This window comes from Bacillus haikouensis (assembly GCF_013179555.1).
Lineage (GTDB): Bacteria > Bacillota > Bacilli > Bacillales > Bacillaceae_B > Rossellomorea > Rossellomorea haikouensis_A.
This window is the reverse complement of record NZ_JABMCR010000003.1, coordinates 1-19,682: the sequence shown is the minus strand read 5'-3', so window position 1 is coordinate 19,682 and position 19,682 is coordinate 1. Positions and strand designations below refer to the sequence as shown.

The following is a 19,682-nucleotide window of genomic DNA, read 5'->3' as shown; positions in this document are numbered from 1 at the left end:
ATCTTGCAATTTACATTCTAATAATAGAAATGGAGAAACAATTCAATGATCAAACTATTTTCATACAATTGGCAAGTGAGGGAGGAATGGTTCGAATGGTGCAGGACCGTTCCGAATGAAGAATTAACAAAAGAACGTAAGGGAGGCATGAATAGTATTTTGCACAACTTGCTCCATGTCATTAATTGTGAACGTATCTGGATCAGTCGGATGGCAGGGAAACCTGCTTCTAAAATGGAATTTAATCATTCTACTAGCCTTGATGAGGTCATTTTTTTTTCAAACGAAACAAAAGAAATGACTCAGCACTTCTTTATGGGAGTTGAGTCTGAACTGGAGGATGAACGATTATCAATTACTTCGAGGAATGGCACCACCTACAGCCTCCCCTTTCAAAAGGTCCTCTTTCATATCATCACACATGAAGTACATCACTTGGGACAACTATCCGTATGGTCCAGGGAGATAGACAAGAAGCCGGTTCCATCCGATTTGATCTTCCGGGATTGGCAGTAGATGATAAAAGAGCATGGATGACTGGTGCATCCAATGCTCTTAGGTTTATTTATTCAGTTCAATAAGTGTTTAAACTCACTTCCTTGGAGAATGTCTTTCCATCCAAGCTTAGTCCATACTTCGATCGAATCTTCCGGATGTGACCCCAGGTAATCTTGCAATATACTGAATCCAATCTTGTAATTCGACCAATGTGGCAGCCCTTTTGACGGATTGCCTCCAAAAAACTCATAATAAACCGATAAATCATATGAGTCCAGATTCTTCTTAAACTCTGCCAATACAGCTTTCTCTGAATCCTCAAGTAACGGCTCAGTCCATTCTGCCTTATAGTCCGGATAGACAATCTTTGCGAATGAATCCGCCTTTCCTTCATTGAGGGACAATCCTGCTAATGGCTCCGTCTTCATCCCATTAAGTCCCATGTTTATTGTGTGATGATATTCATGAGCTGTTGTATACTTAAGGGCTTTTTCAGTAAAGGAGGGATCAATCTGAAGCAGAATGACTTCATCACTAAATGTGACCCCTGAGACACCTTCCATATCATCTGGTATAACGGTCATCTCAGGGTTGCCGGGAAGCAAAAAGATAATCGTATCACCACCTGCAATTTGGTCAGAGGATTTAATCAATGAAGCTTTGACCGTTTCATTGATCTTTTGCTGCTTTCTCAAAAGGTTTGCAGTATTTTCTTCAAGTTTCTTCACATCTTTCGTTGGGAAAAAATAATCAAAGTAATAGGAGCCTGCATCTGCATTATTTTCATCTAATTTATTTTGAAAAGGTTCAAGTACCTCTTCAAAGTAAAGGTTTTTTGTGTTCACAGGAGGGTTATCTATTGCCTTGGCAGTGTATGCAAGAACTTCTTCATATAGAGGAATTATATGAAAGGTTTGTCCTTTGTGGGTAAATTCCGAGGAAATCTGTGAAGGAATTTTCCCCTCTTTAATTTGTTCCTTAATAGTGGTTTCTGAACAACTGATCAATAAGAATAAAGGCAGGATCAGATGTATGAGACATAATTTCTTAATGGTGCACATCCCCTTTCTAAATTCTATTACACCATTACTTACGAAATGATTTCCATAAAGTTTCATTTATAGGTTATTTTGTAAAAAAGTCCAACCTGGGTTTCCGTAGTTGAACTGATTATGGCTAATGAAAACATCCAATTGGCAAGGTAAAAAAACTCAAATTAGATAATCAACATAATGAGGATATCCAACCAAGGACGACTTGTTTCTTCTCTTTTTTCCTAGTTTCTGACTGTAATTATGCCGAATGATAAAGCTGAATTATTCGGCATTTCGGCTAGATTATTGGCCAGACAGGCAAGATTAAGATTAATCTTCATTACGGCAAGAATAGTCGTCAAACCCGCAAAATTATCGCTTAAATCGACAAGATCAGCGATAACAGCCTTTTATTCATGAGAAAGCGGCCGCCAAGAACCGATTAGACCTCCCTTGGTGAATTAATCCTGTAAAGACGGACAATAATCCTGCCAAAATCACATTATTACTGCCGAATTGTGAGTTGCCGAAAATTGGATGAATCCTGCCAACATCACCATTATTCCTGCTAATTAACAAAAAATCCCACAAACCATTCATTCGACTTTAGAATGGATGGAATGCGGAAAAAATGCTGGCACCTATTAGCAAGGAGACATATCAGATGAAAATCGTACTCTACTGGATGGTGTAACAGCTGAGTGGGGAAAGTGATGTAAGGGATATTAATGATTTTCTTAATCCTTTTGGATATCGCTATCGCTGGTCCCCTTTTTGGAAACATAATATATGTATTCTTATGTGGTTCATTAAAGGTGTGTGAGCAGCTGTCTAACTCTTATACATTGAATATAGTCCTTTAAACTCATTCTCCAGTACACTATATATGGCTGAATCCCGCCAGCCGCTTTTTAACAATAGGTTTTCTCGCATGACTCCTTCTTTGGTCATGCCGATTTTTTCCAATACCCTTGAAGAAGCGATATTATTTGGATCACAAGTAGCTTGAATACGGTGCAGCTGAAAGTGTTTGAATCCTAATTCAATCACTTTCTGAGCAGCTTCTGAGGCCACACCCTTTCCCCAATATTCCGGATGCACGATATATCCAAGTTCCCCATTTTTATGGTGAACATCATGTATATTCAATTCAATTGCCCCGATCAATCGGTTATCTCCTATCATTAAGATTGCAAACATGAAACGGGTTCTGGGTTCCTTCATCGTATCAGCTATAACATCTCTTACGAACATCTTCGTATCTTCCACTGTGTTCGGTCCCCAAGGCTGATACTGACAGACAATATCCTGTGATGCATAGGCATGAACTTCTTTCCAGTCGCTTCCCGCCATTTCTCGTAATCTCAACCGCTCTGTTGAAAGTAAGTGTTCTGGAATTACCATGTTTTATCCCCCCAGCTATCTTCTCATTTCTTTGCTATAACAGTACACACTTCATTTCCGAAATTATTAATCTCCCTTAAATAATCATAACCTGAAGGATTTCCTATCTTGTTGTACATACGGACAGCAACGGTATCATATTCAGGTATGACGAGGCAGGCACAGCCTGAAGCACCGAGGATTTGAAACGACCCTGCAGGCAATTCTTCCCCCATTTCGCTCAACTCAAAATTGTTCTCATTCCGGAACCAGAAGAAGCCGTTCTGCGGGCCATGCTTAAGCGTTTCAGGTGTCTGGACCGCAGTGGTCATATCAACTATGGCTTCCGGTATAATTTGTTCTTCTCTGATACGCCCTCTTTTCAAATGTAAATATCCCCAATAAGCAAGATCCCTTGCACTGACAAACAAATTTCTTTCAAAACCTGTGTCATCTTCAAGCCTTATATTCGGTTCATTTCTTTCATTTACATCTGCCAGAAGATCTGGGCCATGCTCTGATTCCCATCCGGTTTCATTCAAATGAAGTGGATTGAATACATGTTCAGTAAGAATCTCATTCACCGTTGAACCAGATACTTTCAAGATGATTGAATACAGCAATGAAAGCCCGGCATTGTTGTATTTCCAGACCGTTCCTGCAGGAAATAATTTCGTGTTTCTCTGCTGATTATCATCCAGACCATGTGTATGTGTGACGAGGTGACGGATCGTCATTCCATTGTATCGTTCATTCTTGCCGAGATAGGTTGAAACGGCTTCATCCAGACTGCTTATTTTCCCTTCATATATTAATAATGCCACAGCAAGTCCTATGTAACTTTTACGAACAGAAAAAACATTGTAACGCGTCTTTTCATTGACTTTCCTAAGTGATAACGGGTTAATTCCTTCATACCATTCCGCAATTATTTCACTTTTATGAATGATGCAGATCGAGCTGGCAGATGCTGAAATTTGATTTTTAACTCTGTTAACGTAATGGTATAACTGATTAAACTTTTCTGACTCTCTTTTTGTCAGCAGTTGTTGAATTTTGTTCATGTTTCCGTTCACTTCCAATCACTCAAAGGTTTTATCGACACCGCTAAATTAGATGAATAAACGCCGCTTACCCACTTCAGTCCATTTAGAACGGTCTTTTTTCTTTTTACCTGAATTGGCTGCAATAATTCCTGCAGCCAATGGAATGCAGACGATGATCCAAGTCCAAAAGCTCATCCTATTCCCTCCGATTTTTACAATGAATCAATCATTCTAGTATTGTCTTCAAAAGTTCTTTATGTTCCTTGCTCAAATCAAATAATACAAACTTATTTTGTTCTATTAACCTTTTAAGTCTCGTATATTCACACCATGCCGAATCATACTGGTCTTTTGTGATGATCTGGTCATCCAATGCTTCTTGGAGTTCAACTTCATCCAGGGTTATCAATTCTCCCGTTGGCAAAACAACGATATCAAGATACAAGTCATCGAGCCATGGAATGCCGTTTTCTGTTCCAATTTCTTGACAGATATCGATATACCACTGTACGATGTTTTCATCTTGATCGAATACCGTGATCATACCGAAGTGTTGCCCCGCGGGAAAATGCTGCAGCCACATATAACCGTCATCCAAAATGGGACACTTGCTGTCTAAGTAACAGACGTTCAATGGAGCGGCAACCTTGATTGTATGCAGTAAAGTGACGTATCCTCTAAAATCGGTTGTCTCTAAATAGGTCTTGGCATACTCCCGTTCGATGACTCTTTCCCATCCAGGGTAGTTCCCAAATTTTCTTTTCATCTTTTTCCTCGCTCTTTTTGAAGTGTGGTATGTTTACACCTCTATCCACTTTAGCATAATTTTCCTTTTGATTCCTTGAAAGAATTGGGAGTTTACGAAAATTTTAAGATTACGGGTAATAATAATACTGATATAATCTATGATCATGGGAAAGAAAGTAACTAGTTGGTTTGAAAAACGAATCTTAGTTCTCCTCTTAAATGTCTAAGCATGCTGAAATGATGAACTATTGTAAGTAAAAAAATATAAATTCAATAAAGGGTAAGAATATAACGCCGTTAAGGTTGAGCATAATCTTCACCTGAAACCAACTTAGACTTTTTTACTCCCCCTTCTATACAATACAAACAGTTGAACAGCGGTAATGTTTTCTAAAAATTATAAAAATTTTACGGAAACTAAGTGTAATATCTTGAAAAAACAAGCTTATAATGATTATAATAATCTTAATCAATTATCAAGGAGTGGATGGATTGAATGGACACCCACAGGAGTAAAAAAATTTCTAAATTATACAGAAAGATGATTACTTCTGAAAAGACGAAGGCCTTCCTGATTTACAAGGGGCTCGATGAAAAGACGAAAAAGGAATTGCATACGTTTATGAAAGATATGAATTCACCCCATTATGAAATGCTCATAGATAAGTCAATTTGAAAAGATAACTGAACCTGTAAAAGCAACAGAAAAAGGCATGCTGACTAGCATGCCTTCTTCTTATTCATCTATTCTGCTTTCTTTACTTCCAGGTACTGAATATGGTGCCCGTCTCCCTCATGGATGGTGAAGATAAAACCGTTTTCTGTTTTGATTTCCGGGTTATGCTGATTCATACATTCTTCCAGATACCAGCCTCCAATGGTGTCGATGCTATCGTGAACGAAATCAGTATCAAGGAGCTCGTTCACTTCATGGAGCAGCAGTTTTGCATCGATTACATAGTGGTTATCACCTATTCTCTGCACCTCTGGCCTCTCATCTTCATCAAATTCATCCCTTATTTCACCTACGATTTCTTCGATGATATCCTCAACTGTCACCAAACCCGATGTCCCTCCATATTCATCAAGAAGCAGCGCTATATGGACGCGTTCTTTCTGCATTTTCACAAGCAGGTCATGAATGGGAATTGTTTCGATCACCCGTATGATAGGAATAATGAAGGGTTCCAGACTGTCACCCTCTTCTTCCCTTACCATTTTTGCCGTCAAAAATTCTTTCACATTGATAAATCCGTGAACATTGTCTTTGTCTCCATCTTCAACGACGGGATAACGAGTGTAATGCTCGGATGATATAATCAATTTAATCTCTTCAAATGTTGCATCCTTTGAAATGGTAGCCATTTCTGTCCTGGGAACCATGATCTCTCTTGCGATTCTTTCATCGAATTCAAAAATATTATTCACATATTTCAACTCAGATTTATTGATTTCACCGCTCTCATAGCTCTCTGATAACAAAATTCTGATTTCTTCTTCCGAATGGGCAAGTTCACGTTCAGATGCCTGCTTGATTCCGAATAACCCCACAAATATCCTGGCTGAACCATTCAACATCCAAATAAATGGAAACATGACTTTGTAAAAGAGAATGATCGGTCCCGAAAATAGCAGCGTAATTGTTTCTGCCTTTTGAATAGCCACCGTTTTTGGTGCAAGTTCTCCTACTACAACATGAAGAAAGGTAACTAAAGCAAAAGCAATTCCAAAAGACAGAACTTCAGTTAACGACTCGCTTAAATGAAAATATTCAAACACGGGGTGGAGGAACTTTTCAACCGTCGGTTCTCCCAGCCACCCGAGACCCAGAGCCGTGACGGTTATCCCCAATTGACACGCAGACAAGTATTCATCTAGATGAGTGACCACCTTTTTAGCGGCAAGCCCCCCTTTTTTGCCTTCTGTGATGAGCTGATCGATTTTCGACGTCCTAACCTTTACAATAGCAAATTCGGTTGCTACAAAAAACGCAGTCAAACCAATTAATAATACAAGGAGAAAGAGATTAAGAACCATTACTTCTCGTCCTACACAGTAAGACGTTCACCTCCTGGTTACCCTTATGTATAAGTAAAATAGCAGTCCATTAAACCTTATTCATTCCACGAAAGGATCGCTTTAATACCTTACCCTCTCCGATAAGAGAAAAACGCTTATAAACTAAATCTGTTTTCTAAGCGTTTTTCTTCGTTTATATCAGCGCTTTGACTGCCTGTATGCCAAAATAAATTCCAAATCCGATCATTGATAAGGAAGATGCTGCAGAAATCACCCTTAAAAAACCCTTATGAAATATGTTTTTGGCAAGGCTTGACAAGCTTGCCATGGTAAAATCCCATAAAAGAATTCCAGCGATCATTGCACTACTATAAACAAGCAATTGATCATGGGTAAATTTGCTGGCAGTCTGAGCAAGTACGCTACCATAAATTCCGAGCCAAAAGAGGATGGTTAATGGATTGGAAATAGAAATAAGAAATCCTGAAAACAATGACTTCGAAAGTAACTGCCTTCCTCTTTGTTCACTTTTCAGGTTGAACTCTTCTTTTTTTATTAGACTTTCAATTCCTGTATATGTAAGAACAAAACATCCAAAAAACCATAGAAATGTCTTCATGGATTCCATGTCAATAAATTTGATGACTCCGAGATACACAAAAAGCATATATAAAACATCAGCCAAAAGCGCTCCTATACCAAACACCCAGGCAGAAAAAAAACCATGTTTGATCCCGTTATCCAGTTGAGCTGCATTGACCGGTCCTATTGGGGCAGCTAATGAAATGCCTAACAAAAAATAGGTAATCAGTGAATTCATGTTTTCCCTCCCGAATAAGCTCTTACTCCATCCTTATTCGGAACAATGTGCTTGTACTACTTATTTTCAAAAAAACAAACTCAAAGAAACGAATCCTTGAGTTAGAAAAAAGTTTTGACTATATGCCGGGTCTGTTGGCATCTTGTACAGGTTGCTTCTATTTCCAAAGCATCTTCAGCTAATTTTTGAATAGTTTCCTGCTTGCAATTCTTACAATATTGCTGTTTTTCAATTCTTTTCAATTGTAAAATCAATCCTTTCTTATTGCAATGAAGCCTGTGTTTCCTGCAGATGTCTAATCATTTCCCTGGCATGCTTCAATTTAAGGGAGTCCGTTTCACTAACATGTGCATCCTTTAATTCATGCAGTAATTGATTCACATTAGCAATCAACTGTTGTGCATGTTGATATTGTCCTGTATCGTTCAATTCCTGTGAATGATATACGGCCGCTTGTGCATGCTCAACAGCTTTACAAAGTTCTTGTACCTGTGTGTCAAAATCCATTTTCGTCCCTCCATTTTTAATCTTAGGATGCAGCATTCAGCTTCGATTATTCATTTAAATAGTTCTTGCCAAAACTCATTAATCTACTGCAATAGGGAATAATATACGCAGCCTATCAATAGGAGGAACATTGATGAACAACTTACTTTCTATTTTTGCCCTGGGCGGCATAAATGAAATCGGTAAAAATATGTATGTTATACAGAGCGATGAGGATATAGTGATAGTGGATTGCGGAGGGAAGTTCCCTGATGAGAACTTGCTCGGAATCGATCTTATTATTCCTGATATTTCGTATCTGGAGGAAAACAGAAACAGCATCAGGGGTCTCATTGTTACACATGGTCATGAAGATCATATCGGCGGCATCCCCTATTTGCTGAAGAAACTTAACATTCCAATTTATGCTACAAAGTTTACTCTGGGCTTGATTGAATTGAAATTAGAGGAACACCGGCTGACGAGGGATACTACATTAATAACGATTGATGAGAACTCTAATCTGCAGCTGGGTTCGATAGGTATATCTTTTTTTAGTGTCAGTCATAGTATTCCAGATTGTCTAGGAATCGTTTTTCATACCCCGCAAGGAAATGTAGTCCACACTGGCGACTTTAAATTTGATTTAACGCCAATGAATCATCAGCGGTCTGACTTGCACAAAATCGCAGATATCGGCCGTAATGGGGTTCTTGCCTTGTTATCTGAAAGTACGAATGCTGAACGACCAGGACTGACTCCTTCCGAGCAAATGGTCGGGAATCATATGAATGAAGCATTCATGAAATCTGAAGGGAAAATTTTCGTTTCTACCTTTGCCTCCAATGTTAATCGTGTTCAACAGGTAGTGGACGCAGCCATACTGACAAATAGAAAGCTGGCACTTTTAGGACGGAGCATGGTGAATGTCGTTGGGATTGCCATGGAGCGCGGTTATTTGGAAATTCCTGAAGGTATGCTGATAGAGCCTCGGGAAATTGACACCTTAGATCCAGGCAAGGTTGCGATTCTTTGTACTGGAAGTCAAGGGGAACAGATGGCTGCACTCGGAAGGCTTTCAAGCGGTCAATACCGCGATGTGTCGATCTATCCAGGTGATACCGTCATACTTGCTGCTTCTCCAATACCCGGCAATGAAAAGGCAGTGTCTAAGATCATCGATAATCTCTTTCATTTGGGTGCCTATGTTATTTACGGTTCTGGCAGCACCACCGGCATGCATGTATCAGGTCATGGCTATCAAGAGGACTTAAAATTAATGCTCACTTTAATCAAACCTGCTTATTTCATCCCTATTCACGGTGAAAACAGGATGCTCCACCACCATCGTATGCTTGCCGAAAGCGTTGGTGTTGAAGAAGGAAATACATTTATAATCAAAAACGGTGAAGTCGTTGATATCGAAAATGGGCTCGCCAGACAGACACGTTTCGTCCCTTCAGGCGATACATATGTTGACGGAGTAAGTGTTGGTGACGTGGGTACAATCGTATTGAGAGACCGGAAACAGCTATCAGAAGATGGAATGGTTGTGATTATCCTAACCCTTAACAAGTCAGATCACAGTATTCTTTCCGGCCCTGACACAATTACCCGTGGATTTGTATTTGTCAAAAACTCTGATAGACTCATTCATGACCTGAACTCACTGGCCGAGAAAGTCTTCAGCGAACTGCCGCAAGAAGAGCGCCGGCAATGGAGCATTATCAAGCAGAGTATTAAAAAGGCAGTGGGTCAATATCTCTTTAAGCACACAAAGAGAAAACCAATGATCCTTCCTGTAATAATTGAAATATGAATGAAAAAAGCAGCTCACCTTAATTTTACTAAGGAAAGCTGCTTTTTTTATTTTATTATTATTTCATTTCCTCTTTTCTCCAGTATGAATGTTTTCTTTTCACCAGATGCTAAACGACTGGATTTCATCTTCATTAATTTGTCCCTCCAGGTGATTTTCACAATCAATGCCGGTGACTTTTTCACATTTTCAACTGATAACGTTTCATTACCTTTAACGTTCTTTTTTGTTATATAGGGCACTAACGGAGTTTCAGTCCCATTCGATTCAATCTCCTTTACTTCTGCCTTCACTGCATGAACCTTTGAGCCTGTATTTTTTATCATGATAGTCTGACTTTCATCTGATACATTCTTGAAATCCACAACCCATCTGAATGTTTCGTTCGCATAGGCTTTATACTGACTTGTAAACATACAGGTTAATACTGTAAATAATAATAAAATTTTTCTCATTTTATTCCTCCAGAATTTTTTATACCTATCCTTCTTCAGGCAAGGAATAAATATTCTGATACAGCATGAATGGAATTTATTAGTCAATCCCGCAGTGCATGAATATCGATCTATTTCCAAATACTTTAATAGAAATCTATAGAATCGATTATGAGGTGTCGACATGAACGAACAATACAAAAATGATAATAAAGTCAGTAATTGGTGTGTTGTCAGCATGGCTTCCATCCCATTGGTAATGACATTGGGAAATTCAATGCTGATACCAGTCCTGCCTATATTTGAAAGTAAGGTTGGCATTTCTTCTTTCCAAACAAGTATGATCATTACTTCATACTCGATCGCTTCCATTTTCCTTATACCAGTTGCAGGCTATTTATCTGACCGATACGGGAGAAAGATTGTCATCATCCCCAGTTTGATTCTTGCACTGATCGGAGGACTGGTAGCAGGATATGCCTCTTGGAAAATCAATGAGCCGTTTACTTGGATCATTATAGGACGGGTTCTGCAAGGAATCGGGGCAGCTGGTGCAGCTCCGATCATACTTCCACTTGTAGGGGACCTTTACAAGGATGACGACGAGAAAACAAGTTCCTGTCTTGGAATCATCGAAACGTCCAATACGTTCGGAAAAGTACTGAGTCCTATTCTTGGTGCACTATTTGCCGCGTTTTTATGGTATCTGCCTTTCTTTTCAATTTCCTTCTTCAGCATGATTTCAATTTTATTAGTCATTTTCTTTATAAAGACACCGAAGAAAAAAGAAGAACCTGTGGAACTAACCATTTTCCTTAAAAAGACAAAGAAAATTTTCACAAATGAAGGTAAGTGGATTTTCACTGTATTTACTATTGGCATTTTTGTCATGTATGTACTTTTTGCCGTCCTTTTTTTCTTGTCTGACATCCTTGAGAAGACACATAGCCTGTACGGTGTAAAGAAAGGGTTTGTATTAGCGATTCCGCTCCTCGCCCTTTGTATTTCTTCTTTCATCACCGGCAGAAAGATAAAAGGGGATTTGAAATTAATGAAAAAAATTATAATGGCCAGTCTGTTAGCCATTGCTGCCAGTGTATCCTTTGTCGGGTTTGCCAGTGATCGCTTGATCATACTTCTGGCAGTAACTAGCTTTCTTGGACTTTCAATCGGGGCACTGCTGCCTACTTTGGATGCGATTATCACTGAGAATATAGAAAAAGAGGAACGAGGGACGATATCTTCATTTTATAGTTCCTCCCGTTTTATCGGTGTAGCGGCAGGTCCCCCATTGATGTCTATTTTCATGAAAGATTTTCTTAACGGCAGTTTTATAGCTGCCGGAATAATCGCTCTGATCGTTTTGGGCATGGTAGTTTTCTTTATCAAGGCAGAAGAAAAACCTCAAATAGAGGAAGCGACAGTATAGTCTTCAGAAAGGATGGATGACATGGCTAATCAAAATTCTGGCTGTAAGAGTACAAATGGCTCAGGTTCTGAGAGCAAAGGAAGCATGAGCTGGTGGCATCTCTCACTGATCGGAGTGGGCTGTACGATTGGCACTGGCTATTTTCTTGGTTCTGCCATCGGAATTAAACAGACCGGTTCATCCATTGTATTCTCATTCATACTTGCAGCGATCGGAACTTACATTGTCTATAATCTGCTTGCGAAAATGACAGCTGAAGACCCACAGGAAGGATCCTTCTGTTATTACGCAACGAAAGCATTCGGGAAATGGGCAGGTTTCAGCTGCGGATGGAATTATTGGTGTTCCAATATATTGATAATGGGAAGTCAACTGACTGCCCTGGCGATACTGTCTCAATTCTGGTTTCCCCATTTCCCGCTTTGGGTGTTTGCCAGCGGGTACGCCGTCTTATCCATCTTGATTGTTCTCCTTGGAACGAAAGGTTTTGATAAAGCAGAAGATATTTTCGCCATTATTAAGACTGCTGCCATTATTATGTTTATTGCGATAGCGGTCCTTGCCATGTTGGGAGTAATCGACGGCAAAGGTGAGATTCCAGGAATGGAATTAAACATGGATACTCTCCTCCCAAAAGGATTCAAAGGTTTTTGGTCTTCATTGATCTATGCGTTTTATGCCTATGGAGGTATTGAAGTCATTGGATTGATGTCCATGGAACTAAAAAATAAAAAGGACGCTCCGAAAGCAGGCAAGGTGATGCTTCTTACATTGATGGTCATCTATGTTGCCTCATTGGCACTGGCGGTCATGCTTATCTCTTTGGATGCTTTCAGTCACAAGGAAAGCCCTTTTGTCACTGCTCTAAGTAAACACAACCTGCCTTTCTTTCCTCATGTTTTCAATGGAGCAATTATTATTGCAGGCTTCTCAACGTTGACGGCAGCACTTTTTGGTGTAACTAATCTATTGGTCACTCTGTCAAAAGATGGGGATGCACCGAAATTATTTCAAAAGAAAATGAAGAAACATAAAAATCTTCCCCTGCCTTCATTAGGACTCGCGACTGCAGGGCTCGCTGCGTCTGTTGTAACAGCACTTCTTTTACCGGGCAAGGTGTATGAATACATTACAACAGCTGCAGGCATACTCCTTCTCTATAACTGGGCCTTTATTATTTTGTCTTCCTTTAAAGTATTGAAAGAAAAAATAATGGGGAAGGTAATGGGGGTGTTCGGGTTGATTCTTCTTATTGCAGCGGTAACGGGAACGATCGTGGAGAAAAACATCCGGTTCGGTTTCTATATCTCTTTACTATTTGTTGCTGTGATTGCTCTCGTTGCGTTTATTATGAATAGAAAATGGAAGAAAGAGCAGCTAACTTAAATGAGACGTATAGTAAAACCAACAGTATACAATACTTATTATAAGCAGGTACAATTTTAAGACTCAGATTTGATATTATTCACTTCTTAAGCCATTGTAAATGAACAGATACATGTCTGAGTGCATACGATTGGTATCGTGAAGCTGCTGAAAAAAGAATGTTTATGTGGAAGAAATGTTTTCTGCACTGAATAATCACTTTCGATATAAAAATGAGTCAGTCAAGGAGGATATATATGAAACAAAAAAAAAAAAAACTAAGCTGCCATAATGAATACGACTCATTACACACTATAATCTTGTGCCCGCCGAAATATATGGAGATTACCGAGGTGATAAACGAAACTCAAAGAAGCTACCATAAGGATAACATCGATGTAAAAAAAGCATTAAACCAACACACGAATTTTCTTAAAGTCTTAAAAAAATTCGGCATAGAAACTCACGTATTGCCCTCGAAAGAAGAGTTTCCTGAACAAGTATTTACAAGAGATATCGGATTTACTATAGGAAAGACACTATTCATTTCAGATATGAAAATGCCAGTCAGGCAGGGTGAGGAACGGGAATTGAAATTGTGGCTGAAAGGTAGAGGGTTTGAATACATAGATCTGGTTGAAGATGAAACCGAGGGCGGCGACGTGCTTGTACATGGAAATACTGTCTACATCGGCTTAAGCGACAGGACGACTGCAGGGGCCGTTGAAAGGATTCAGGCATACCTTCCAAACTATACTATCGTTTCTATGCCTATACGTGAGGACATCCTCCATCTTGATTGTATCTTCAATATCGTGTCAGAAAATGAAGCACTCATCCATCGTGAAGGACTACTGAAGGAAGATGTCAACCGTCTGGCTTCCGAATTTGAGTTGATCGACGTCAGCCGCGAGGAACAATTCACTTTGGGAGTAAACGTTCTTTCTATTGGAAACAAAAAAATTATCAGCATGCCTATAAACAAAGGCGTAAATGCAAAGCTCCGAGAACGCGGGTATGAAGTAATCGAAGTTGAATTCGATGAAATCATAAAGTCTGGAGGTTCGTTCAGATGCTGTACCCTCCCTTTGAAGCGTGGATGATACTAAGTAAAGCAGTGAAGCCTTTTAAAAGGCTTCACTGCTTTTAAATCCAATTAAAAATAAACAGCGCTACCCGCGGGTATAGGGGTTTGCGCTGTTCATCTGTGAGGCTTTACTCGTTTACAAGTTTCTAACAAAATCGTTTATATTATTCCTTATCCCGGTTTTGTAAATGAAATTCATCCGTCATCTTTTCAGGGAATTCTGGATGAATTTCCTCTGAGGATTCTGTCTGATATTGCAGGCTGGCAGGTGATTGTCTTTCTTTTTCCCCATTATCAGGAAACACATTACGTGCAAGATACCTGTGGATAAACAACTCAAAAACCATAAGTCCAAGGGACGCCAGAATTGTTCTTGTCAGGTATGGGCCTCCATCTGACAGGCCGTCACTCATAAAATATATCACGACGAATGCCAGACCGAAATCAGCCATAGCAGCAATTGTATTCGTTGTTCTTGGAAGCAGGAATAAGTCCCCTGAATACGCAAGCGCTCCCAATACCAAGGACATTAAGAATACATCCCCAAATGTAATACCATCAATACCCGCTAGAATCAAATATAAAATGACAAACGTTGCGGCAAACTTAATAGCAAATGCTTTTACATGTTTCATGTATCATCCCTCCTGCTCTTAGAATTCTCAAATCAGAAGAAATTATACTATTCCAAAATGAAAGGGAAACGCATCCTTATGTAGAAAATCACAAATTTATAATCATAAATACGACAAAACCGCCGAATATACCCGGCGGTTTTACCTTTTGCATTTTTTTCTTGTTTTCTTCATTATCTGACGATATCACCTTAATGATTTCAGAATCGCGATCACACATCAGAATAACAACATTTTCACCTCTATCCTGTTATCTTTTCTACTATCGCGGCTGCTGTATCTTTTCCATTCTTTATGCACGCACCGATGCCTACTCCAAAATAAGAGGCCCCAGCCAGCAACACGTTAGGATAGTCGTCTTTTAGACTCTGCTGAAGGGAGTCAACAGCCTGGCCGTGCTCTAAATGGTAATTGGGCATCAACTTATTCCAGTTGGTGACTTTTACAGAGGACGGTGGTTCTGCAACTCCAAGACTCTTTAAAATATCATCCAGTGCTACCTTTATTAATTCTTCCTCACTTAATTCCTTTAACTCATCGTAAAAAGTGTTGGAACTCTTATAAAATAATCTTACTAATAATTCGTGCCGTTCAGATGTGTGCTTCCATTTTCTGCTCGTCCACGTACATGCATCGCAGACTACATCGCTTCCATGAGAAGTAATAAAACCTGTACCATCTTCCGGAAGGACCTCATCCTTCAGTTCAAATCCGACATAAATGCTAGTGAGGGAAGAATTCTTCAGCCGGTCAAAATCAGGATTCAATCGACTATCATTAAAGATTTTCTGCGTAACGTCATGCGTCGTTGCGAACACTACATAATCAGCTTCAATCATTTTGCTGTTTGTCAAAGTGAGATCGTATTTTCCATCTCCTTTTTTCAGACTGACAATTTCAACACCCTTTAAAAGTTCAGCATCCAAAATAATCGCTTCCATTCGGTCAATCAGGGTCGACAACCCGCTGCGGAACGAGATGAATTTGCCTTTGGATGAACTTTTGAATTTTTCTTTATTGGCTCCGAGACCTTGTATTATGCTTCCATAACGATTCTTATATTCCAATAGGTATGGAAGGGTCGTCGCCATCGTCAAGTCTTCGAGCTTCCCTGAGTACACACCTGACAACACGGGAGCAATCTGATTCTCCACAAGTTCACGGCCCAAGTATGCTTCAAGGAACTCACCCACTGAACTCTCTTTTGTAAATGAGGTATTCGGTATTTCAAAATCCATAAGTGCTTTCCTTTTTCCTTCTTCTGAAACGAGTGTGCTTTCCATTAAAGAATCCACACTCATCGGTATGCCGAAAACAGAGTCTTCGGGAATTTTATGGAGCTTTCCATTTGTATATATAAAAGATGTTCCCGTTTCGTTATAGACCAATTCATCCTCGATCTTCAATTCCTGTATTAATGGCAGCACCCCTTCATTTCGTGCAACAATTGAGTCTGCACCGGTTTCCATGATAAACGGCCGTTGTTTAACTGTTTTAATTTTGCCGCCGAGCTGATTATCGCGTTCAACCAGAGTTAATTTTATATCAAGGTCGAGTTCCCTTTTTAATTTATCAAGTTGGTACATCGTGGTTAGTCCAGTAATTCCTCCACCAACTACAACAACCTTTTTCATCATGTCTCACTCCATTAGTATGTTTATACCAATAGCCTATCATTTTTTTTTGTGAAATCATAAACAAATAGGGAATTTATTGTGACTTTTTATTAATGATTTCTGTGCATAGCCCTATTGGCGAAGGTGGTTGTATCGAAAACCACTAAGGTCATCAATTCCTACTTGACAACTATGAATACTGTGTATTAAAGTAAAGCTTATAATGAACAAATAAATAATAGCTTATCAAGAGAGGCGGAGGGAATGGCCCTATGACACCTCAGCAACAGATTTCACTTATTGTGGAACACTGTGCTAATTCCAACAAGCGCGCATGCTTGAAAGATAAGATGAAGTATAGAATTGTTAGAACCTTCTTCTTATCTTAGGAGAAGTTTTTTTGTATTTGAAAGAATAGAGCCCGTGACTTCTGCTTATTAATTCAATTAAGGAGTGAAATAAAGTGGAGAAAAACATTCGTCATGCATTAGAGAAAAGGCGGGAGGAACTGATTAACAAGTTGATCACCTATAATATCTTCAAGAAACACGACAAACAACTATTTGAACTCACCCTCCAGGAACTTGAAGATGAATATAAGGAAGTTACATGCCAGTGCCACCCTCACAGCAGCACATCATCCATCCACTGGAAAAACGTAAAGGCCGGTTCCTCGGCACATTAAAGCACAAAAGAACCAAGCCTTGATAACTTATTTAAATATGGATTTATGCAATTTTCTTACATTCTTCCGCACATTCGAAGCAGGCATCCGCGCATACTTGACAGTGGTGGTGATCGTGTTTTTTGCATTCATTCCCACATGCTTCACAGATGGCAGCGCATACCGAAGCAAGTTCGGATGCAAACGGCGTACCCCTTAATAGTGCCTGTTCCAAAAATCCACATATGTCAGAACATTCACGGTCCAAACGGATGCAGCCCGCCATCATTTTTAAATCGTCTTCACCCAGGCATGAATCATAACAATGGTTACATGCCTCCATACAATGGTGCAAAGCCTTTACAAGTGTTTGATACTTTTCGCGTGACATTAAATAGTTCCTCCTTTTATTTGTCCTATTACTCTTTTTTAACCGGTTGATTTCGTACTTAAACTTCATTGTCTGAATTCTTACAGGAATTCTGAACAGCGTTATTCCCTTTTTTTCCGACATGTTGAGGTTAAAATGGGAATGACAAAAAGCCGCCTGATAAAAGCGGCTGTGAATCATGACGATACTATCCATTTACCTCAACAGCATCGGCATGATAATAATCTGCAAATATTTCCGCAAAGGCTTCCGTCGAATTATAGAGCTCGACGAGATTATTCTCCACACCGCCGAATTCCAGGAGCATCGCTCGTTCTGTCAAATCCTGATTATACACGCCGTTTCCTTCTGCTTTTGTTTTTACAAATACGCCTCGGCTGATTCCCGGAAATTTCTTCTCGAGTTCTGCATTCAACTCCTTCGCGATAGCGAGATTCTTTTCAAAGTTCTTATTTTCTTTACCTACGATGAAGAACAGGCGGGCATATTGCTTGCCGTTGATTGTCTTTGTGGTGATTTCCCGGGGTTGGGAATCTCGATGGATATCAATCAGATAATGAAGGTCATTATTACCGGCAAGTGCTTCTTGAACCTGAAGTCTTGATAATTTATATGATTCGTTGTAAGTCCAATTCTTTTCTTTCAACGCTTTCGTCGTATCCGTCTTATCCTGTGCAGCTCCAATCCCTCTTTCAGCAAGTTCTTGTTGAAGCTTCGAACCGATTGCAATCACATTGACTTTTTCATTCGTACTTGCAGGATCTTCTGATTGATTGTTCTTAATTAAAGGGCTGAAGGCTTCCCAACTGTGAGAATGATATATGAATACCGATTTCTTATCGATTTCTTTAATATTTTCACTGTCGTCGCCGTTTGCCTGGTCAATCTGATTTTGATCGAATTCCTGGTTCTTCAGTTGTTCATCTGTTGGGGCTGGTGACTCTAAGGGCAGGTTCGTAATATCTGTCCCTTTTCCAGCAACGGCAATCTGAGTATGGTAATTTTCGATCCCTGGTATCTCCCTGCCAAATAAACTGCGCGGATCGAACAACGAGACATTCGTCACACTTTCGAGCCAATCAAAATCAGTCTGCAGCTCTTCCTCATTCATCACACGAAGGTAGGTGATCTCCTCAGACAATAGTTTCAAAAGGGTTTCTTTCGGCACCATATCCGACATAGTCGAATAAAACAGCGTGTCCACTTTCAACTTAATTGTCGTGGCAGATATGAGCCAGACAGAAAGGTATACAAGAATGATCCCGATGACAATCATTCTCGCCAAAGACTTCACGGTCACGAATACTAGAAGGGGTAGGGTGCTATCTTTTCTGGATTTATATGCCATGAACGAACTCCTATACAAAAGATTTACTAGTTCACTATATGCGCATAATGAAAAATATAGAATGAATAGCCGTGGAATCATTCTTATTGACCAGAAAAGATGTTGCACCTAAAAAAAAAACAACCCATTATAAACTGGGCTGGTCCCTTCAAGTTCACATTTTGGTCTATTTGTTAACACATTCTGCAAGGTGATATTTCAGTTGAATTTCATGCTGTTTTGACTTAGCTGCCTCCATATTCCTCAATTACTACAAAACCATAAAAAATAGAATCACCGTTATAACTGCCAATGCGGATATCGATCCCATGAAAGGCCTTTTACCATTTTCGGAAAAATATAGAGCTACAAGAGAAAAGTATAGAATGGATGTCATGATCACTGTAGAGACAAATGAGTAGAATTCACCTTTTCCATGAAGTTGTACGCTTTCAATGACGATCACTTCTGAACCATTCCAATTAAGAGGAACGGTGATACCCAATAATGCAAAACCTGTAAACAAGAACATCCCGACAATATTCATCATTTTTTTCAGCTGTTTTGATGAATGTTCGCTCGAATGCCTGCTGGTCTTAACACCTTCATTTATCTCAGGAATTCCCATTCCGGCATCCCCCCTCACTACTTTACGAAGAAAAATGGGAAAAGATTCAATTTATCGAATTCCTTTTCAAGTATTAATTTTGTTTTACATAATATACCCGTTTTCCAATCAATCCTTATAAATGTATATAAACATTCTATTCTATGATATAGTAGATTACTAAGCAAATGAATTATTTGGGGTCTTCGAGACTGTATTTAGTCAACCCCTCTATAATCAAGAAGGGAGACGTATTATGTCACTCGAAACAATAG

General features: G+C 39.4%; 20 protein-coding genes and 1 riboswitch. Of the genes, 6 read left to right on the top strand and 14 right to left on the bottom strand.

What is annotated here, in order from left to right; all coding sequences use genetic code 11:
• Positions 1–45: 45 nt before the first annotated feature.
• A complete protein-coding gene (locus HP456_RS00670) occupies positions 46–516 on the top strand; it encodes a DinB family protein (RefSeq protein ID WP_172248082.1) in 471 nt (156 codons plus the stop codon).
• 53 nt (positions 517–569) lie between these two features.
• Here the strand turns inward: HP456_RS00670 and HP456_RS00665 are convergent, their stop codons facing one another.
• From HP456_RS00665 to HP456_RS00635, 8 genes are all read right to left on the bottom strand, one after another.
• Positions 570–1,343: a DUF2268 domain-containing putative Zn-dependent protease gene (locus HP456_RS00665; protein ID WP_172248081.1), complete on the bottom strand. Its 774-nt coding sequence runs from the start codon at positions 1,341–1,343 to the stop codon at positions 570–572.
• 1,020 nt (positions 1,344–2,363) lie between these two features.
• Positions 2,364–2,936 carry a GNAT family N-acetyltransferase gene (locus HP456_RS00660; protein WP_172248080.1) on the bottom strand — a complete coding sequence of 191 codons (573 nt, stop codon included), beginning with the start codon at positions 2,934–2,936 and terminating at the stop codon, positions 2,364–2,366.
• 23 nt (positions 2,937–2,959) lie between these two features.
• Positions 2,960–3,979 (bottom strand): serine hydrolase domain-containing protein, encoded by a 1,020-nt coding sequence (locus HP456_RS00655; protein ID WP_172248079.1) that lies wholly within the window; start codon positions 3,977–3,979, stop codon positions 2,960–2,962.
• 48 nt (positions 3,980–4,027) lie between these two features.
• On the bottom strand, positions 4,028–4,156 hold the full coding sequence (locus HP456_RS25280; RefSeq protein ID WP_281357929.1) for a hypothetical protein: 129 nt from the start codon (positions 4,154–4,156) through the stop codon (positions 4,028–4,030).
• A gap of 31 nt (positions 4,157–4,187) precedes the next feature.
• Positions 4,188–4,727, bottom strand: coding sequence for a ribonuclease FAU-1 family protein (locus HP456_RS00650; RefSeq protein WP_172248078.1), 540 nt, complete (start codon positions 4,725–4,727; stop codon positions 4,188–4,190).
• A gap of 725 nt (positions 4,728–5,452) precedes the next feature.
• The gene (locus HP456_RS00645; RefSeq protein WP_172248077.1) at positions 5,453–6,745 is read right to left on the bottom strand and encodes a hemolysin family protein; all 1,293 of its coding nucleotides are present in this window, start codon (positions 6,743–6,745) and stop codon (positions 5,453–5,455) included.
• 175 nt (positions 6,746–6,920) lie between these two features.
• The gene (locus tag HP456_RS00640; RefSeq protein ID WP_172248076.1) at positions 6,921–7,547 is read right to left on the bottom strand and encodes a LysE family transporter; all 627 of its coding nucleotides are present in this window, start codon (positions 7,545–7,547) and stop codon (positions 6,921–6,923) included.
• A gap of 261 nt (positions 7,548–7,808) precedes the next feature.
• On the bottom strand, positions 7,809–8,054 hold the full coding sequence (locus HP456_RS00635) for a hypothetical protein (protein WP_172248075.1): 246 nt from the start codon (positions 8,052–8,054) through the stop codon (positions 7,809–7,811).
• 133 nt (positions 8,055–8,187) lie between these two features.
• Between HP456_RS00635 and HP456_RS00630 the strand changes: the two genes are divergently transcribed.
• Positions 8,188–9,852 (top strand): ribonuclease J, encoded by a 1,665-nt coding sequence (locus HP456_RS00630; protein ID WP_172248074.1) that lies wholly within the window; start codon positions 8,188–8,190, stop codon positions 9,850–9,852.
• A gap of 47 nt (positions 9,853–9,899) precedes the next feature.
• Here HP456_RS00630 and HP456_RS00625 read toward each other — a convergent pair whose 3' ends face one another.
• Positions 9,900–10,307, bottom strand: a complete 408-nt coding sequence (locus HP456_RS00625) for a hypothetical protein (RefSeq protein ID WP_172248073.1) — start codon at positions 10,305–10,307, stop codon at positions 9,900–9,902.
• Between the two features lie 163 nt (positions 10,308–10,470).
• Here HP456_RS00625 and HP456_RS00620 point away from each other — a divergent pair, with 163 nt between their 5' ends.
• The 3 genes from HP456_RS00620 (at position 10,471) to HP456_RS00610 (ending at position 14,183) form a co-directional block, all read left to right on the top strand.
• Positions 10,471–11,715: an MFS transporter gene (locus tag HP456_RS00620; RefSeq protein WP_246288625.1), complete on the top strand. Its 1,245-nt coding sequence runs from the start codon at positions 10,471–10,473 to the stop codon at positions 11,713–11,715.
• A gap of 21 nt (positions 11,716–11,736) precedes the next feature.
• Positions 11,737–13,101 (top strand): amino acid permease, encoded by a 1,365-nt coding sequence (locus HP456_RS00615; RefSeq protein ID WP_172248072.1) that lies wholly within the window; start codon positions 11,737–11,739, stop codon positions 13,099–13,101.
• Positions 13,102–13,337: 236 nt separating this feature from the next.
• A complete protein-coding gene (locus HP456_RS00610) occupies positions 13,338–14,183 on the top strand; it encodes a dimethylarginine dimethylaminohydrolase family protein (RefSeq protein ID WP_172248071.1) in 846 nt (281 codons plus the stop codon).
• 148 nt (positions 14,184–14,331) lie between these two features.
• Here HP456_RS00610 and HP456_RS00605 read toward each other — a convergent pair whose 3' ends face one another.
• Together HP456_RS00605 and HP456_RS00600 are read right to left on the bottom strand one after the other, a co-directional pair.
• Complete coding sequence (locus HP456_RS00605) at positions 14,332–14,802, bottom strand: YndM family protein (RefSeq protein WP_172248070.1); 471 nt, start codon at positions 14,800–14,802, stop codon at positions 14,332–14,334.
• Between the two features lie 242 nt (positions 14,803–15,044).
• Positions 15,045–16,436, bottom strand: coding sequence for a protoporphyrinogen oxidase (locus HP456_RS00600; protein WP_172248117.1), 1,392 nt, complete (start codon positions 16,434–16,436; stop codon positions 15,045–15,047).
• 222 nt (positions 16,437–16,658) lie between these two features.
• Positions 16,659–16,770: riboswitch (SAM riboswitch) on the top strand.
• A 111-nt stretch (positions 16,771–16,881) separates the two neighbouring features.
• On the opposite strand from HP456_RS00600, the gene HP456_RS00595 reads away from it, so the two are divergent.
• Entirely contained in the window at positions 16,882–17,103 is a 222-nt protein-coding gene (locus tag HP456_RS00595; protein ID WP_312857715.1) for a Fur-regulated basic protein FbpA, read from the top strand.
• Between the two features lie 43 nt (positions 17,104–17,146).
• Here the strand turns inward: HP456_RS00595 and HP456_RS00590 are convergent, their stop codons facing one another.
• The 3 genes from HP456_RS00590 to HP456_RS00580 all read right to left on the bottom strand — a co-directional run bounded on the left by HP456_RS00590 (position 17,147) and on the right by HP456_RS00580 (position 19,428).
• A complete protein-coding gene (locus HP456_RS00590; protein ID WP_172248069.1) occupies positions 17,147–17,473 on the bottom strand; it encodes a four-helix bundle copper-binding protein in 327 nt (108 codons plus the stop codon).
• A 187-nt stretch (positions 17,474–17,660) separates the two neighbouring features.
• On the bottom strand, positions 17,661–18,821 hold the full coding sequence (gene spoIIP / locus HP456_RS00585) for a stage II sporulation protein P (protein ID WP_172248068.1): 1,161 nt from the start codon (positions 18,819–18,821) through the stop codon (positions 17,661–17,663).
• Positions 18,822–19,071: 250 nt separating this feature from the next.
• Positions 19,072–19,428 carry a hypothetical protein gene (locus HP456_RS00580; protein WP_172248067.1) on the bottom strand — a complete coding sequence of 119 codons (357 nt, stop codon included), beginning with the start codon at positions 19,426–19,428 and terminating at the stop codon, positions 19,072–19,074.
• Positions 19,429–19,682 lie beyond the last annotated feature (254 nt).

What these genes read in the sequence shown, in the direction of transcription:
- HP456_RS00670 (WP_172248082.1), top strand. Translation starts at nt 46, where the DNA reads ATGATCAAACTATTTTCATACAATTGGCAAGTGAGGGAGGAATGGTTC.
- HP456_RS00660 (WP_172248080.1), bottom strand. Translation starts at nt 2,936, where the DNA reads ATGGTAATTCCAGAACACTTACTTTCAACAGAGCGGTTGAGATTACGA.
- HP456_RS00655 (WP_172248079.1), bottom strand. Translation starts at nt 3,979, where the DNA reads ATGAACAAAATTCAACAACTGCTGACAAAAAGAGAGTCAGAAAAGTTT.
- HP456_RS25280 (WP_281357929.1), bottom strand. Translation starts at nt 4,156, where the DNA reads ATGAGCTTTTGGACTTGGATCATCGTCTGCATTCCATTGGCTGCAGGA.
- HP456_RS00650 (WP_172248078.1), bottom strand. Translation starts at nt 4,727, where the DNA reads ATGAAAAGAAAATTTGGGAACTACCCTGGATGGGAAAGAGTCATCGAA.
- HP456_RS00645 (WP_172248077.1), bottom strand. Translation starts at nt 6,745, where the DNA reads ATGGTTCTTAATCTCTTTCTCCTTGTATTATTAATTGGTTTGACTGCG.
- HP456_RS00640 (WP_172248076.1), bottom strand. Translation starts at nt 7,547, where the DNA reads ATGAATTCACTGATTACCTATTTTTTGTTAGGCATTTCATTAGCTGCC.
- HP456_RS00635 (WP_172248075.1), bottom strand. Translation starts at nt 8,054, where the DNA reads ATGGATTTTGACACACAGGTACAAGAACTTTGTAAAGCTGTTGAGCAT.
- HP456_RS00630 (WP_172248074.1), top strand. Translation starts at nt 8,188, where the DNA reads ATGAACAACTTACTTTCTATTTTTGCCCTGGGCGGCATAAATGAAATC.
- HP456_RS00625 (WP_172248073.1), bottom strand. Translation starts at nt 10,307, where the DNA reads ATGAGAAAAATTTTATTATTATTTACAGTATTAACCTGTATGTTTACA.
- HP456_RS00620 (WP_246288625.1), top strand. Translation starts at nt 10,471, where the DNA reads ATGAACGAACAATACAAAAATGATAATAAAGTCAGTAATTGGTGTGTT.
- HP456_RS00615 (WP_172248072.1), top strand. Translation starts at nt 11,737, where the DNA reads ATGGCTAATCAAAATTCTGGCTGTAAGAGTACAAATGGCTCAGGTTCT.
- HP456_RS00610 (WP_172248071.1), top strand. Translation starts at nt 13,338, where the DNA reads ATGAAACAAAAAAAAAAAAAACTAAGCTGCCATAATGAATACGACTCA.
- HP456_RS00605 (WP_172248070.1), bottom strand. Translation starts at nt 14,802, where the DNA reads ATGAAACATGTAAAAGCATTTGCTATTAAGTTTGCCGCAACGTTTGTC.
- HP456_RS00600 (WP_172248117.1), bottom strand. Translation starts at nt 16,436, where the DNA reads ATGAAAAAGGTTGTTGTAGTTGGTGGAGGAATTACTGGACTAACCACG.
- HP456_RS00590 (WP_172248069.1), bottom strand. Translation starts at nt 17,473, where the DNA reads ATGTCACGCGAAAAGTATCAAACACTTGTAAAGGCTTTGCACCATTGT.
- spoIIP (WP_172248068.1), bottom strand. Translation starts at nt 18,821, where the DNA reads ATGGCATATAAATCCAGAAAAGATAGCACCCTACCCCTTCTAGTATTC.
- HP456_RS00580 (WP_172248067.1), bottom strand. Translation starts at nt 19,428, where the DNA reads ATGGGAATTCCTGAGATAAATGAAGGTGTTAAGACCAGCAGGCATTCG.